Origin of the sequence: Streptomyces sp. NPDC002018 (assembly GCF_042890865.1) — a bacterium.
Taxonomy (GTDB): domain Bacteria; phylum Actinomycetota; class Actinomycetes; order Streptomycetales; family Streptomycetaceae; genus Streptomyces.
The window spans coordinates 23,554-38,573 of record NZ_JBIASO010000031.1; the positions used below are offsets into that span (position 1 = coordinate 23,554).

Annotated in this window: 15 protein-coding genes; 9 read left to right on the forward strand and 6 right to left on the reverse strand. The window is 67.7% G+C overall.

The features are described 5' to 3' along the window. Positions 1-914: 914 nt before the first annotated feature. Positions 915-2,693: a chromosomal replication initiator protein DnaA gene (dnaA, locus tag ACFYYH_RS32325; RefSeq protein ID WP_388558741.1), complete on the reverse strand. Its 1,779-nt coding sequence runs from the start codon at positions 2,691-2,693 to the stop codon at positions 915-917. A gap of 361 nt (positions 2,694-3,054) precedes the next feature. Here dnaA and rpmH point away from each other — a divergent pair, with 361 nt between their 5' ends. The 9 genes from rpmH to ACFYYH_RS32370 all read left to right on the forward strand — a co-directional run bounded on the left by rpmH (position 3,055) and on the right by ACFYYH_RS32370 (position 9,920). Then, the gene (rpmH, locus tag ACFYYH_RS32330) at positions 3,055-3,192 is read left to right on the forward strand and encodes a 50S ribosomal protein L34 (RefSeq protein ID WP_003949374.1); all 138 of its coding nucleotides are present in this window, start codon (positions 3,055-3,057) and stop codon (positions 3,190-3,192) included. An 18-nt stretch (positions 3,193-3,210) separates the two neighbouring features. Beyond that, positions 3,211-3,582, forward strand: coding sequence for a ribonuclease P protein component (gene rnpA, locus ACFYYH_RS32335; protein ID WP_363079888.1), 372 nt, complete (start codon positions 3,211-3,213; stop codon positions 3,580-3,582). Beyond that, the gene (gene yidD / locus ACFYYH_RS32340; RefSeq protein WP_388558745.1) at positions 3,579-3,938 is read left to right on the forward strand and encodes a membrane protein insertion efficiency factor YidD; all 360 of its coding nucleotides are present in this window, start codon (positions 3,579-3,581) and stop codon (positions 3,936-3,938) included. The genes rnpA and yidD overlap by 4 nt, the downstream gene beginning before the upstream one ends. A 3-nt stretch (positions 3,939-3,941) precedes the next feature. Continuing rightward, complete coding sequence (gene yidC, locus ACFYYH_RS32345) at positions 3,942-5,213, forward strand: membrane protein insertase YidC (RefSeq protein ID WP_388558748.1); 1,272 nt, start codon at positions 3,942-3,944, stop codon at positions 5,211-5,213. 14 nt (positions 5,214-5,227) lie between these two features. Further along, a complete protein-coding gene (locus ACFYYH_RS32350) occupies positions 5,228-5,737 on the forward strand; it encodes a protein jag (RefSeq protein ID WP_388558751.1) in 510 nt (169 codons plus the stop codon). A 104-nt stretch (positions 5,738-5,841) separates the two neighbouring features. Then, entirely contained in the window at positions 5,842-6,558 is a 717-nt protein-coding gene (gene rsmG, locus ACFYYH_RS32355) for a 16S rRNA (guanine(527)-N(7))-methyltransferase RsmG (protein ID WP_388558754.1), read from the forward strand. Positions 6,559-6,823: 265 nt separating this feature from the next. Beyond that, positions 6,824-7,900, forward strand: a complete 1,077-nt coding sequence (locus ACFYYH_RS32360) for a ParA family protein (protein ID WP_388558757.1) — start codon at positions 6,824-6,826, stop codon at positions 7,898-7,900. Further along, the gene (locus tag ACFYYH_RS32365; RefSeq protein WP_388558760.1) at positions 7,897-9,000 is read left to right on the forward strand and encodes a ParB/RepB/Spo0J family partition protein; all 1,104 of its coding nucleotides are present in this window, start codon (positions 7,897-7,899) and stop codon (positions 8,998-9,000) included. Before ACFYYH_RS32360 ends, ACFYYH_RS32365 begins: the two co-directional genes overlap by 4 nt. Before the next feature lie 302 nt (positions 9,001-9,302). Further along, entirely contained in the window at positions 9,303-9,920 is a 618-nt protein-coding gene (locus ACFYYH_RS32370) for a GNAT family N-acetyltransferase (RefSeq protein WP_388558763.1), read from the forward strand. Positions 9,921-10,023: 103 nt separating this feature from the next. Here the strand turns inward: ACFYYH_RS32370 and trxA are convergent, their stop codons facing one another. From trxA to ACFYYH_RS32395, 5 genes are all read right to left on the reverse strand, one after another. Further along, a complete protein-coding gene (gene trxA / locus ACFYYH_RS32375) occupies positions 10,024-10,356 on the reverse strand; it encodes a thioredoxin (RefSeq protein ID WP_217307651.1) in 333 nt (110 codons plus the stop codon). A gap of 42 nt (positions 10,357-10,398) precedes the next feature. Next, complete coding sequence (trxB, locus tag ACFYYH_RS32380; RefSeq protein WP_388558767.1) at positions 10,399-11,373, reverse strand: thioredoxin-disulfide reductase; 975 nt, start codon at positions 11,371-11,373, stop codon at positions 10,399-10,401. A gap of 119 nt (positions 11,374-11,492) precedes the next feature. Continuing rightward, entirely contained in the window at positions 11,493-12,503 is a 1,011-nt protein-coding gene (locus ACFYYH_RS32385; protein ID WP_388558770.1) for an anti-sigma factor family protein, read from the reverse strand. Beyond that, on the reverse strand, positions 12,500-13,204 hold the full coding sequence (sigM, locus tag ACFYYH_RS32390) for an RNA polymerase sigma factor SigM (RefSeq protein ID WP_388558773.1): 705 nt from the start codon (positions 13,202-13,204) through the stop codon (positions 12,500-12,502). The genes ACFYYH_RS32385 and sigM overlap by 4 nt, the downstream gene beginning before the upstream one ends. 44 nt (positions 13,205-13,248) lie before the next feature. Then, positions 13,249-14,958, reverse strand: coding sequence for a protein kinase family protein (locus ACFYYH_RS32395; RefSeq protein ID WP_388558776.1), 1,710 nt, complete (start codon positions 14,956-14,958; stop codon positions 13,249-13,251). Between the last annotated feature and the right edge of the window lie 62 nt (positions 14,959-15,020).

Here is a 15,020-nt window from a genome sequence, read left to right on the forward strand (position 1 = left end):
ACAGTCGTTGCTGCCGCGGGTCAAGTCGGGACGACGGGCACCGGGCGCTCCGGGGCCGAGTTGTGCACAGGCCCCGCTTCCAAGCGGATTCACCGGTAACTCTAAGTGGGAGTAGTAGTAGGGCCTGTGGAAACCGTGGATAACGTCGTTTTCCCAGGTCAGACCCGATTTTTTGTCCACCGACCCTGTGGGTGGGCACGGTGGACAACTCGGCGGTTCTGTGGACGGCCGAAAGTTGTGCACACCCGATGCACAGGACACAGGTACTTCTCCCCAACCCTGTCCCCAGCTTTACCCAGGTTCCCCACAGCCCAATCGGCCTTGTTGGTGTGACGCCTTTCACTCGACTCAGCGATCCGGGATGTTTCGTTGCCGAACAGTGGACAGGGATGTGGACAGGCTGTGGGCAACGTGGGCCAGCCTGTGGGCCGCCGGTGGACAACCGCCGCCGCGCCCTGTGGACGAATTCTTCGTCCACAGTCTGTGGAGAGGCGTCAGCCACAATTCCACAGGGGCCTGACCTGGTCCGATCGATCTTCGGCGGGTGGGGCTGTGGACACAGTCTGGACAACTTCCCGGTCCCCAGGCTGTGGACGGGAGATCGCTCCCCGATCTGTGGAGAAGACCCCTGGTCCACCCCGGATTCGAACAGACCTGACGCCCCGCCGACACGCCGGCGGGGCCGCCTGGAGGCCCGCGGCACGGCGTCGGGAGCCCTCCAGGGCGCTCCCCGGGGCGCCTCCGGAGCGTCTGCGGAGCATTTTCAGGGCACTCCTGAGTCGCTTCCGGCGTCGCTTCCGGGGGTGCTTCCGGGCATGGGAAAGGGCGCCCGGGGACCGCGTCGTACGGTGTTCCGGGCGCCCTTCGTCGGCAGGCGTCGCGTCGGCCGTGCCGGGCCGGCCGGCCCGGCCGTGTCAGCCGTTCTTGATGCGGTTCGTGAGTTCGGTGACCTGGTTGTAGATGGAGCGCCGCTCGGCCATCAGCGCGCGGATCTTCCGGTCCGCGTGCATCACGGTCGTATGGTCGCGGCCGCCGAACTGCGCACCGATCTTGGGCAGCGAGAGATCGGTCAGCTCCCGGCAGAGGTACATCGCGATCTGCCGGGCCGTCACCAGCACCCGGCTCCGTGAGGAACCGCAGAGGTCCTCCACCGTCAGCCCGAAGTAGTCGGCGGTGGCCGCCATGATGGCGGCGGCGGTGATCTCCGGGGCCGAGTCCTCGCCGCCCGGGATCAGATCCTTGAGCACGATCTCGGTGAGACCGAGATCCACCGGCTGACGGTTGAGCGAGGCGAACGCCGTGACCCGGATGAGCGCGCCCTCCAGCTCACGGATGTTGCGCGAGATCCGGGAGGCGATGAACTCCAGCACCTCGGGCGGCGCGTTGAGCTGTTCCTGCACCGCCTTCTTACGGAGGATCGCGATACGCGTCTCCAGCTCGGGCGGCTGCACATCGGTGGTCAGCCCCCACTCGAAGCGGTTGCGCAGCCGGTCCTCGAGGGTGATGAGCTGCTTGGGCGGCCGGTCCGAGGACAGCACGATCTGCTTGTTGGCGTTGTGGAGCGTGTTGAAGGTGTGAAAGAACTCCTCCTGCGTCGATTCCTTGCTCGCCAGGAACTGGATGTCGTCGACCAGCAGAATGTCGACATCGCGGTAGCGCTTGCGGAAGGTGTCGCCCTTGCCGTCACGGATCGAGTTGATGAACTCGTTCGTGAACTCCTCCGAGCTGACGTATCTGACGCGCGTGCCCGGATAGAGGCTGCGGGCGTAGTGCCCGATGGCGTGGAGCAGATGGGTCTTGCCGAGCCCGGACTCCCCGTAGATGAAGAGCGGGTTGTACGCCTTCGCCGGCGCCTCGGCGACGGCGACCGCCGCCGCGTGCGCGAACCGGTTGGACGCGCCGATCACAAAGGTGTCGAAGAGGTACTTCGGGTTGAGCCGGGCGTGCGGCTCGCCCGGTCCCGGCGCGGGGGCGGGCTGGGCGCCGAGCGGTCCCGGCGCGCCGCCGCGCGGACCGCTGTGCGGACCTCCGCCGTGACCGCCTCCGTGGCGCCCCGGCGGGGGGTCCTGGAGGTCGTGCCGGTCGGGGCGCTGTTCGTACGGGGACGGATCGAGCCCCTGGGGGCCCCGGTAGTCGTGCTGCGGCTGCTGGGGGCGGACGGTGGCGTACGGATCGTGCTCCTGGTAGCCGCCGAGCCTCGGCTGCTGCCAGGACAGGTCCTCCTGGGTCCGCGGCCAGGAGCCGGGGTCGGGACGCTGCTGCTGGTAGTCCGGGTAGGCCGGGCGGACCGAGGGCATCCCGTCGTCCTGCGGCCGGTGTCCGTAGCCGTCGTAGCCGTCGCTCTGCCGCTGGTCGTCGCGCGGCGGTCCCTGGTAGCGGTGCTGCTGGGGCACGGCGGGGGCCGGCGGTGTGGGCTCGGCCGCCGAGTCGTCGACGGTGATGGCGATCCGGATGGGGCGGCCGCACTCATGGCTCAGGGTCTCGCTGATGAGGGGGGCGAGCCGGCCCTCCAGGACCCGCTTGCCCCACTCGTTGGGTACGGCGAGCAGGGCGGTGTCGGCCACGAGTGCGAGGGGCTGGCAGCGTTCGATCCACTGCTTGTCCTTGGGCTCGACGCCCTGCTGGCCCTCCCTGAGGAGCTGCTCCAGCACTCGTGGCCACACTGCGGCAAGATCGGCAGGTACATCAGCCACAAGGCACGCTCTCTCGCAGGTCCCACGAATGTGTGGTTCTCGGGACGGGGTGGGAAGACCGGCAGGAAATGAAGCCGGAGTTCAGCCACGGTAGTCAGGGCGACCCACGCGGTTCAAGTTGTTGTCCACAGCCTGTGCACAATGGAGTCCGGCACGGAGCTGGTTTGACCGGATGGCGTAGCCGCGCGTACCGTGACCAGGTCGAGTTGTCGATGGCTGCTGCCGCCTGCCTCCGATGGGCAAAGATCACGATCTGTGGTTGTGAAGCGGTGCACTCGGGCGTAAACGCGAGCTACTCGTGGGCGCACGGTGACAGCCAGGCGATGTCCCGCATCACACCCATCATTTCTGGAGCCCCCGAGTGAGCAAGCGCACCTTCCAGCCGAACAACCGTCGTCGCGCCAAGACCCACGGCTTCCGGCTGCGGATGCGTACCCGTGCCGGCCGCGCGATTCTCGCGTCCCGCCGTGGCAAGGGTCGCGCCCGTCTGTCCGCCTGATCATCATCAGGTCATGACGTGCTGCCTACCGAGAATCGGCTGAGGCGGCGCGAGGAGTTCGCGACCGCGGTACGCCGAGGACGCAGGGCCGGACGCCCGCTTCTTGTCGTCCATCTACGTAGCGGTGCCATGGACCCGCACGCGCCTGGGGAGAGCGCCTCCCCGACGCGTGCGGGTTTCGTCGTAAGCAAGGCCGTGGGCGGCGCCGTCGTACGTAACCAGGTGAAGCGCAGACTCCGTCATCTGATACGCGAACGATTGCCCGAGCTGCCCCCCGGTAGCCTGGTTGTCGTACGGGCGCTGCCCGGAGCGGGTGACGCCGACCATGCACAACTGGCCCGAGACCTGGATGCCGCTCTCCGGCGGCTGCTGGGAGGGGGCACGCGATGAAATACCCGCTACTGGCTCTGATCAAGCTGTACCAGTGGACGATCAGCCCGCTGCTGGGGCCCGTCTGCCGGTACTACCCGTCGTGCTCGCACTACGGATACACGGCCATCGACCGGCATGGCGCGGTGAAAGGCACGGCGCTGACCGCTTGGCGCATTCTGCGGTGCAATCCGTGGTCGCCGGGCGGTGTGGATCATGTCCCACCGCGTAAACGCCCACGATGGCACGAACTGCTGCGCAATACGTGGCGCGGCAGCAAGGACGGGCACTCCGGCGCTGGCGTGCCTTCCGGGGGATCGGCCCCCGACACTCCCGGTCCAGCCGCAGAGACCTCGCCCAAAGCTCAAGGAGCCTGATTAGTGGACACGATTGCCAGTCTCTTCAGTTTTATCACCACACCTGTTTCATGGGTCATTGTCCAGTTCCACGCGCTGTACGGGACGATCTTCGGCCCTGATACGGGTTGGGCCTGGGGACTGTCCATCGTGTCCCTGGTGGTGCTCATCCGGATCTGTCTGATTCCGCTCTTTGTGAAGCAGATCAAGTCGACCCGGAACATGCAGGTGCTCCAGCCGAAGATGAAGGCGATCCAGGAGCGCTACAAGAACGACAAACAGCGTCAGTCCGAAGAGATGATGAAGCTGTACAAGGAGACGGGTACCAACCCGCTCTCCTCCTGTCTTCCCATCCTGGCGCAGTCACCGTTCTTCTTCGCCCTCTACCACGTGCTCTCCAGCATCGCGAGTGGCAAGACGATCGGCGTCATCAACCAGTCGCTGCTGGACAGCGCGCGTCAGGCGCATATCTTCGGCGCCCCGCTGGCCGCCAAGTTCACGGACAGCAGTGACAAGGTCGCGTCCCTGAGCGCCTCCCTGACCGATGTACGCGTGGTCACCGCGATCATGATCGTTCTGATGTCGGCATCGCAGTTCTACACCCAGCGCCAGCTGATGACCAAGAACGTCGACCTGACGGTCAAGACGCCGTACATGCAGCAGCAGAAGATGCTCATGTACATCTTCCCGCTGATCTTCGCCGTCACGGGCATCAACTTCCCCGTCGGTGTGCTCGTCTACTGGCTGACCACCAACGTGTGGACCATGGGCCAGCAGATGTATGTGATCAACCAGAACCCGACGCCGGGCAGCAAGGCACAGGACCAGTACCTCCAGCGTCTGCTGAAGGGCATCACCTCCCACAGCGAGGTCCGGTCCCGACGAAAGCGCAATGTCGTCAAGGCGATCGTGGCCAAGGGGCCCGACCGCAACGACAACGAGCGCAAGTTCGTCAGCAGCCTGGCCAAGGTCGGTCTGGTCGCCCAGGCCGACGGCACGGTGATCAAGAGCGACACCGCCTCCGCCGAGACCGAGGCCGGCGGCGCGGTGAGGCGCCAGCAGCCCAAGCGCCAGACCAAGGCACAGCGGCAGGCCGCAGCCGCCGCCCAGCCGGGTACGGAGACAAAGGACTCCGAGGCCGCCGACGACCTGGCGAAGACCTCGTTGCAGAAGAAGGACGAGCCGCAGGACACCACGTCCAAGCCGACGGGCAAGCCCGCCGCCGGTTCCCCACGCCAAGCCAAGTCGGGGCAGCGTAAGGGCCAGCAGCGGCCCAAGCACCCGTCCAAGAAGTAAGAAGGAGTCCATCCGTGACGGAAGGCACCATCTCCGCCGCCGAGGGAGGCGACACCCTGACCCGCCTGGAGCAGGAAGGGGAGATCGCGGCCGACTACCTCGAAGGTCTGCTCGATATCGCTGATCTTGACGGCGACATCGACATGGACGTCGAGGCCGACCGGGCCGCGGTCTCGATCATCAGCGACTCGGGCGGCCGGGATCTGCAGAAGCTGGTGGGACGTGACGGTGAAGTGCTGGAGGCGCTTCAGGAGCTGACGCGGCTCGCGGTCCACCGGGAGACCGGGGACCGTAGCCGTCTGATGCTGGATATCGCGGGCTTCCGGGCCAGGAAGCGCACCGAGCTGGCCGAGCTGGGTGCCAAGGCCGCGGATGAGGTGAAGAGCACCGGTGAGCCGGTGAAGCTGAACCCCATGACGCCCTTCGAGCGGAAGGTCGTGCACGACGCGGTCGCCGCCGCGGGTCTGCGCAGTGAGTCCGAGGGCGAAGAGCCCCAGCGCTTCGTCGTGGTGCTCCCGGTCTGACCGGTCCATCGCATACCGGCCCCGTCTGTTTCGCAGGCGGGGCCGGTCTTTGTCAGCCTGTTAGTCGCCACCGGTCGGTGGTTCGGTATGGAAGGACGGTTTCCGTGACGGAGGCAGCAGAGCTTCCCCCTGCACCGGACGCTGCGCGTGCTGTCTTCGGTGAGTTCTTCCCGGAGGCTGTCCGCTACGCGGAACTGCTGGCGGACGCGGGGGTCAGGCGCGGCCTGATCGGTCCACGTGAGGTACCGAGGCTGTGGGAGCGGCATCTGCTGAACTGCGCGGTGCTCTCCGAGGTGGTGCCCGAGGGCGTGATGGTCTGCGACGTCGGTTCGGGGGCGGGGCTCCCGGGGATCCCGCTGGCACTGGTACGGCCGGATCTGAAGATCACGTTGCTGGAGCCGCTGCTGCGGCGGACCAATTTTCTTCAGGAAGTGGTCGAGCTGCTGGGCCTGGACCATGTGACGGTGGTGCGGGGCCGTGCCGAGGAGGTCCTCGGCACGCTTCAGCCGGTGCATGTGGTCACCGCGCGGGCGGTGGCTCCGCTGGACCGTCTGGCGGGCTGGGGGGTGCCCCTGCTCCGTCCGTACGGCGAGATGCTGGCGCTCAAGGGCGACACGGCCGAGGAGGAGATCAAGGGGGCCCGAGCGGCATTGAGCAAGCTCGGTGTCGTGGAAACCTCGGTGCTCCAGGTCGGAGAGGGTATCGTCGATCCGCTGGCCACGGTGGTGCGGGTAGAAGTCGGGGAGAGCCCCGGTGGGGTGCGGTTCGCGACGAAGCGGGCCAAGGCCGCCCGAGCCGGTCGTGCGCGGCGACGCCGCTGAGCCCTTCTGGCTGCGCCGCCTGCCGGTGGTGCTCCATACAAGCTCCCCTGCCCAGGCAGTGCGGAGTGTCGTGACCCGCTAGACCTGCGGCGCGTGCATCGTGTTTCACGTGAAACGTCGCTCACTGCTGCAGGGAATCATCGGCCGTGGCCGCGAGGCTTCCACCCCACGTGGCCGAAAGCCCCTCGTAAGAGGGGCGGGGTTGTCCACAGATGTGGATTCATCCACAGAACCACGGGCCTCGCTGGTTCACGACCCCGAAAGCATGGCAGGCTCTCTCCATTGCGAGTCTGAAGTCGAGGAGAGTGAATCCTTGCGGTCCGACGCCAACATCGCGGGACCGATGACCGATCCGGTCCCCGGTCCCCGCACCGAGTCGGCGGGGGAGGATGTTTCACGTGAAACACCGCCCCCGATGGACGACACCCCCATTGGCCGCGCTGCCCAACTGGCGGTGGAGGCCCTGGGCCGAGCCGGCGAAGGTCTGCCCCGGCCCGAGCAGACGCGTGTCATGGTCGTCGCCAACCAGAAGGGCGGCGTAGGGAAGACCACGACCACGGTCAACCTTGCCGCCTCGCTCGCGCTCCATGGCGCGCGCGTGCTGGTGATCGACCTCGATCCGCAGGGCAATGCCTCCACGGCGCTCGGTATCGACCATCACGCCGAAGTTCCCTCGATCTATGACGTCCTGGTGGAGAGCAAGCCCCTCTCCGAGGTGGTCCAGCCCGTCCCGGACGTCGAAGGCCTCTTCTGTGCTCCCGCCACCATCGATCTCGCCGGTGCGGAGATCGAGTTGGTGTCGCTGGTGGCCCGGGAGAGCCGGCTTCAGCGGGCGATCGAGGCATACGAGCAGCCGTTGGACTACATCCTGATCGACTGCCCGCCCTCGCTCGGCCTGCTCACCGTCAATGCGATGGTCGCGGGCGCGGAGGTGCTGATTCCTATCCAGTGCGAGTACTACGCACTCGAAGGACTCGGCCAGTTGCTGCGGAACGTCGACCTGGTGCGCGGGCATCTCAATCGGACACTGCATGTCTCGACGATCCTGCTCACCATGTACGACGGCAGGACCCGGCTCGCCTCGCAGGTGGCGGAGGAGGTGCGCAGTCACTTCGGCAAGGAGGTGCTGCGGACGAGCATCCCTCGGTCCGTACGTATCTCGGAGGCACCGAGCTATGGCCAGACGGTGCTGACGTACGATCCAGGATCCAGTGGATCCCTGTCCTATCTCGAAGCCGCCCGCGAAATCGCGCTGAGGGGGGTCGGGGTGCACTATGACGCCCAGCAGGCCCATGTGGGCAGCCAGAACAGTCAGCAGAGTATGTCGGAGGGGATCCAGTGAGCGAGCGACGTAGGGGATTGGGGCGTGGGCTCGGTGCGCTGATTCCTGCCGCTCCGCAGGAGAAGCCGGTGCCCTCTCCAGGAGCGGCCTCGGCGGCTCCCGGAGCGGGGCCGGTACTGACCGCGGACCGTGGTGTGGCCGCCGCCAAGGTGACCTCGCTGCCGCAGGCCGCCGTGGCACCGGAAGCGGAGACGGTGACACCGGAGTCCGAGGCGGTGCCCGAGCCGGCGGCCGCCGCCGGGGCACACTTCGCCGAGGTGCCGATCGGCTCCATCACGCCGAACCCCCGGCAGCCGCGTGAGGTGTTCGACGAGGACGCCCTGGCCGAGCTGATCACCTCCATCAAGGAGGTGGGGCTCCTCCAGCCCGTCGTCGTACGGCAGGTGGGACCGGAGCGCTATGAGCTCATCATGGGTGAGCGGCGCTGGAGGGCCTGCCGTGAAGCGGGGCTGGAGCGTATTCCGGCGATCGTCCGCGCCACGGACGACGAGAAGCTGTTGCTCGACGCGCTGCTGGAGAATCTGCACCGGGCCCAGCTCAATCCGCTGGAAGAGGCCGCCGCGTACGACCAGTTGCTCAAGGACTTCAAGTGCACGCATGACCAGCTCGCCGACCGGATCGGGCGCTCCCGCCCGCAGGTCTCCAATACGCTGCGGCTGCTCCGGCTCTCTCCCCCCGTGCAGCGCAGGGTCGCGGCCGGAGTGCTGTCGGCCGGTCATGCGCGGGCGCTTCTCTCGGTGGACGATTCTGAGGAGCAGGACAGGCTGGCGCATCGCATCGTGGCCGAGGGGCTCTCGGTGCGCGCGGTCGAGGAGATCGTGACCCTGATGGGCTCACGTCCGCAGAGTGCGCCCAAGGCGAAGGGACCGAGGGCCGGTGCCCGGCTGTCGCCCGCGCTGACCGATCTGGCGTCGCGTCTCTCGGACCGCTTCGAGACCCGGGTGAAGGTCGATCTGGGCCAGAAGAAGGGAAAGATCGTGGTCGAGTTCGCCTCGATGGACGATCTGGAACGGATTCTCGGCACGCTCGCTCCCGGCGAGGGACGCGTCCTGGACAAGGGACTCTCGGGGGAGGCCGGAGAGGACGACGACGAGAGCTGAGGCTCTCGCGCTGCTCACGGGCGAGCTGTGTTCCATGCTTACCGGAACACAGCCCGCCCTTTGCTGTCCCTCGGTGTGCCAGGGGGCTCTGGGTGGATACGATGCGTTCTGGTATGGCGCATCCACCTTGATGACCTCAGAAGGAGAGCGGGGGCCATGCGATCGGTGAGCCGCAGTCAACTGGTGTCGGCGGGGCTGAGTCTTGGAGTCATCGGCGGCTTTGTGGGCGGCCTGCTTCGGGAGCGGAGTGTGCTGCCAGCCGCTGGTGACAGGGCAGGCGAAGGAAGTGGAGAACAGCCTTCATGGGGCGTCGGCTCGTACCGCTCACGCTGGACAACCTTGCGGATCTCCCCCCGCGCTGTCGTGCGTGTGTCTTCTGGGAGCTCGATCCGGTCAGCGGGGAAGCGGCGGTAAAGGCCGGCAGGTCCGAGCCGGAGAAGGAAGCCTGGATCTCGGCCGTCCTGCTGGAGTGGGGGTCCTGCGGCCGTGTCGTGTACGTCGACGATCTGCCGGTGGGGTTTGTGCTCTACGCGCCCCCGGCCTATGTGCCGCGCTCCCTGGCCTTCCCGACGAGCCCTGTCTCTCCGGACGCGGCGCAGCTCATGACCGCCTGGATCAAGCCGGGCTATCAAGGACAGGGGCTTGGCCGCGTGCTGGTGCAGACCGTGGCCAAGGATCTGCTGCGGCGGGAATTCAAGGCGATCGAGGCATTCGGTGATACCCGCTGGAAGGAGCCGGCCTGTGTACTGCCCGCCGATCATCTGCTGGCAGTGGGCTTCAAGACCGTACGTCCCCACCCCAGGCATCCACGGCTGAGGCTGGAGCTGCGGACCACCCTCTCCTGGAAAGAGGATGTGGAGCTGGCCCTGGACCGGCTGCTGGGCGTGGTCAAGAAGGAGCCGGCACTGCGACCGCTCTGAGCGGAGCGCCGAAGCGCCGAAGAGAAACGGGTCCATTCCCCCGTCCGGGGGAATGGACCCGTTTCACGTGAAACATTGGAGCCGGCCGGCGGCTGCCGTGTGACTACTCGCCGATGAAGCTCTCCAGGTCACGCACGAGCGCGGCCTTGGGCTTGGCACCGACGATGGTCTTGGCGACCTCGCCGTTCTGGTAGACGTTCAGCGTCGGGATGGACATGACGCCGTACTTGGCTGCGGTGGCCGGGTTCTCGTCGATGTTGAGCTTGACGATCTCGATCTTGTCACCGTGCTCGGCCGCGATGGCTTCGAGCGACGGGGCGATCTGGCGGCAGGGTCCGCACCAGGCGGCCCAGAAGTCCACCAGTACGGGCTTGTCGCTCTTGAGGACATCCTGCTCGAACGACTCGTCGGTCACATGCTTCAGGTCGCCGGCCACGGCGGCCTCCTTCTGTTAATGGGGTGTGGGTCGGTAGGGCGGTCAGACGGTGGCGGTCTTCTCCGGCTCGGCGGCGTGCTCGCTGTCGCTGAGCGCGGCGAGGAAGCGCTCGGCGTCGAGAGCCGCGGAGCAGCCGGTGCCCGCGGCGGTGATGGCCTGGCGGTAGGTGTGGTCCACGACATCACCGGCGCCGAAGACACCGGAGAGGTTCGTCCGTGTCGACGGGGCGTCGACGGTGAGGTAGCCCTCGCTGTCCAGATCGAGCTGGCCCTTGAACAGCTCGGTCCGCGGGTCGTGGCCCACCGCGATGAACAGACCAGTCACCGGGAGAGCCGAGAGCTCACCGGTCTTGGTGTTGCGCAGGGTCAGACCGGAGAGCTTCTGGTCGCCGTGGATCTCCGCGACCTCGCTGTCCCAGGCGAACTTGATCTTGGGGTCGGAGAAGGCGCGGTCCTGCATGGCCTTGGAGGCACGCAGCGTGTCCCGGCGGTGGACGATCGTGACGGACTTGGCGAAGCGCGAAAGGAAGGTGGCTTCCTCCATCGCGGTGTCGCCACCGCCCACCACGGCGATGTCCTGGTCCTTGAAGAAGAAGCCGTCGCAGGTGGCACACCAGGAGACGCCGCGACCGGAGAGAGTGTCCTCGTTGGCCAGGCCGAGCTTGCGGTGCTGGGAGCCGGTCGTGACGATCACGGCCTTCGCCCGGTGCACCGTGCCCGCCGTGTCGGTGACCGTCTTGATGTCACCGGTGAGGTCGACGGAGATGACATCGTCCGGAACGAGCTCGGCGCCGAAGCGCTCCGCCTGCGCCCGCATGTTGTCCATCAGGTCCGGACCCATGATGCCGTCGCGGAACCCTGGGAAGTTCTCCACATCGGTCGTGTTCATCAGCGCACCACCAGCGGTGACGGCGCCCTCGAAGACCAGCGGCTTCAGCGATGCGCGCGCGGTGTACAGCGCGGCCGTATAGCCGGCGGGCCCGGAGCCGATAATGATCACATTACGGACGTCGCTCACGGGATTCTTCCTCGTCTCTGCAGACTGCCTACTGGGGCCGGATCAACGACTTTCACCCCATCCAACGGATCCTACGGGTCCCGCATTCCCCGAGGATCCCCGCAGCACGGCAGGTGCTGTCAGCGGCGAGGGTAGGCGTGCGTCAGCAGGACCTTTCCTTCGGTCGGGGAGGGGCTGCCCACGCAGGTGGCATCGACCACATACGCCTGGATCTGGCTGCTGTCGGTGGAGTGCGACAGGACCACCAGATAGGCCGGGCTGCCCTCGTACACGCCCTCCTGCGCGGCGAGAACCGGCTCGGTGCGGCCGATGCCCTGCTCGATACAGGGCGGCACCACGGCCATGGGCTGGAAAAGGGGTGAGTTCGAAGGGCCCCCGTCACGTGGAGAGCCGCCCTGCCTGCTCTCCGGCTGTTTGGCCCCGGGGTCCGCTGCCGAGCCGGAGGCCAGCAGCGTGTCCACACTGCTCTGGAGCCGGGCCTCGGTGAACTCTTCGCTGTCGCTCTTGGTGGCGCTCATCGTCGAGCCTGCCTGCTTGTCGGCGGTGTCGGTGCCCGAAGAGCTGATCGACTGGAGCAGCAGGACGCTCACCCCCACGGCTGCTGTGCCGAGAACAGCCCCCAGTACGGCCGTGCGGCGGCGACGGCGCGCCGCCACGGTACGGCCGGGCCCGGTGGCCGCCCTCGGTCGTCCGGCCGGGCGGTCGGCCCGTAGGGCGTCCATGGGTGAAGCATCCGGCGCGGAGGGCTCCGCTGGTGCTGCCGGAGAGTCTGCGGCGGAGGGAACGTCTGTGGCGGAGCGGGTGTCCGGCGTGGCGGATGTCCCGGAGGGGTGCGATGTTTCACGTGAAACATGAGCGGCCTCGTCGGGCGCGGTCGCATTCAGGAGCGCTTCCGCCGCCAGGGCGGCATCAATGCGCTCCGCGACATCGGTCGGCATGCGTGGCGGTCCCGGCAGGGTGCCGAGCAGCCCTCTGATCTCTTCGAGGGACTCATGAACATCGGCGCAGAGCGCGCAGCCGTCGAGATGGTTCCTTATATCGGCCGCACGGGCCGGTGGCAGCAGGCCTTCCGCCAGGTCGGAGATCTCCGAGACATCCGGGTGCTGAGTCATGTCGGCCGTCGATGTCATGCGCGCCCACCTCCGCCCTTCACTCCAGCAGGATCGCTCGGTCCTGAATCCCTTGGTGCTGATGCCGGTGGGACGGATGCCCCTGGCGTCCGGTTCCTTCCCCGGCTGGGATCGCTGTTATCCCTGCTGTCCGCGCGTAGATGAGTGAGCAGGGGAAGCAGTCTGGCCCGGCCCCGTGCGCAGCGGCTCTTCACCGTTCCGGTGGGGACGCCCAGGATCGCCGCGGCCTCCGCCACCGGGTAGCCCTGCATATCGACCAGCACCAGAGCCGCCTGCTGATCGACGGGGAGTTTGGCCAGTGCGGCGAGCAGCTCACGGTGGAGGTCCTGACGCTCGGCGGGGGCTTCCGCGGACTCGTGCGGCTCCAGGAGCTGCTCCAGCCGCTCCGTGTCGTCCATGGGAGAGGTCTTGCGGGAGGCGGCCTTGCGTGCGCGGTCGAGACAGGCGTTGACGGTGATCCGGTGCAGCCAGGTGGTCACGGCGGACTGGCCGCGGAAGGTGTGGGCCGCCCGGAAGGCGGAGACCAGAGCGTCCTGTACCGCGTCTGCTGCTTCCTCCCGGTCACCGAGCGTCCGCAGGGCGACGGCCCAGAGCCGGTCACGATGGCGTCGTACCAGTTCCCCGAAGGCATGGGGGTGGCCTGAGACATGAGCGCTCAGCAAATCCTGGTCACTTGAGTCGCCGAGTGCGACATCGTCCAACGGTGAGCCCCCTCCCCCGGTCCGGTCGGCTCCCCCGGATCCGGTCAGCCGGTGATCTTGATTTCCGAGATACCGCCCCGGAAGAGGGACGCGGATCCATCGCTGGGCAGTTCGGTGATGTGGATCAATACGTACCGGGTTCGCACGGGCTTGTCGAGCGTGCGCTTCAGGGTCTTTCCGACCGTCTCCAGCTTGGTGAGGCGCTGCGAGAAGTCCGAGAGGCCGGTCGGATCCGATGTGTCCGGGCCGGCGGCGAGGACTTCCGCGGTGTGACCGGCGCGGTACATGTCGAGGTCGATGCCGGACACGCTCCGTACGCTGCCGAGATCAACGACTATTCCGCTGCCGTCCTTGCGGTTCGGGAGGTTGCCGAAGTTGGCGGAGCCCCTGTACTGGAGCGTGATCCAGGAGGTGTCGGTCTTTCCGTCGACGGCGTTCGGGACGAGCTCGGGCTTTATCCCGGCCCCGCTGGGCATGAACTCCGTCGCGTCGGCGATCCGCAGGGGCTTCGCGGGTGTGAGGGCCTTGTCCCCGTCCCCGGTGGTCGTCTCGGTGGGAGGGGTCTCGTTCTGCGTAGTGTCCAGGAGGCGGTCGGCGACCTGCCAGCTCCCCAGGCCCAGGGCGGCGATCAGGAGTGCGGCGACGGTCCACTTGAGCGCCTTGCCGGTACGGCTCTGGAGCGGGGGCGGCGGGGGCGTCACCGGCGGGATGGGCACCGTTCCGAGACCGGCCTGTGTGCGTCCGTAGGTGCCCTGCTGGTAGGTGGTGCGCTGGTATTCGGGCGGAGCCGTGAAGGTCGGCTCGGGCCGGCGGATACGGGGCATCTCCGCGATCGCGGCGGCCAGCTCGTCCGGGGTGGTGCACGGCGGTTCCTGACGGGACGCGGTGGCGCCGTCATTGATCAGGGCCCGCATGGCGAGTTCCGAGAGACCGCGGTGGACTCCCGCGCGCACCTGGTCGGGGGCGATCAGCCCGACGCCCTTGGGGAGGCCGGAGAGACCGTAGGCATCGGTCTCGTACGGCCAGCGCTGCGTCAGCGCCGCGTAGAGGAGTGCTCCGATGGCTTCCGTGTCCGTGCGCTGCGGCCGGTCGGCGCGGATACCGCGCAGCGCGGCGTTCACGGCGAGACCGCGGATCCGGTACTGACCGCTGGACGTCCGCAGGACCGCTCCGGGGGTCAGCCGCAGATGGGCGAGACCTTCTCGGTGGGCCGCCGCCATGGCCTGGGACACCTGGCTCACCAGTTGATAGGCGTCATGGGCCTCCATCGGGCCCGAGGCGAGGAGAGCGGTGAGCTCCACGGCGTCCGGCAGCCACTCGTGGACCACATAGACGAGGTCGTTCTCCTCGACGGCGTCCAGGACCTGGACGAAGCGCGGGTCGCCGAGCAGCGCGGCGGAGCGGGCCGCGGCCAGCACGGAACGGGCCCGTGGGTGGTCGGCGGGGAGGAGATGCACACCGACGGCCCGGCGCAGCTTCTCGTCCACGGCACGCCAGCTGCTGAAACCGTCCAGACGGGTGACGCACTCCTCCAGCCGGTAACGTCTCGCGAGTTTGTGGCCGCTGTGCAGCTCGGGCGTCGCGATCCCCGGCACGGAGCTCTGACGCTCGCTGCCCGTGTCCGGGGCGGACTCCTCCGCCGTGTCCTGGGCTTTCGCCACCCCGTCGGCCGTGGCCTTGTCCGCCTTGGCGGTCAGCGGCTCATCGCCGCTGTTGTCGGCCACGTCGACGGCAGCCGTGCTACGTTCCGCCACCGTCGCTCCTGCCTCCCCATCCGTTGCGCGCTATCCAACAGCCAAGCCAATTGTGCCCACAG

What these genes read in the sequence shown, in the direction of transcription:
- ACFYYH_RS32370 (WP_388558763.1), top strand. Translation starts at nt 9,303, where the DNA reads ATGGGGCGTCGGCTCGTACCGCTCACGCTGGACAACCTTGCGGATCTC.
- ACFYYH_RS32360 (WP_388558757.1), top strand. Translation starts at nt 6,824, where the DNA reads ATGGCAGGCTCTCTCCATTGCGAGTCTGAAGTCGAGGAGAGTGAATCC.
- ACFYYH_RS32385 (WP_388558770.1), bottom strand. Translation starts at nt 12,503, where the DNA reads ATGACATCGACGGCCGACATGACTCAGCACCCGGATGTCTCGGAGATC.
- yidD (WP_388558745.1), top strand. Translation starts at nt 3,579, where the DNA reads ATGAAATACCCGCTACTGGCTCTGATCAAGCTGTACCAGTGGACGATC.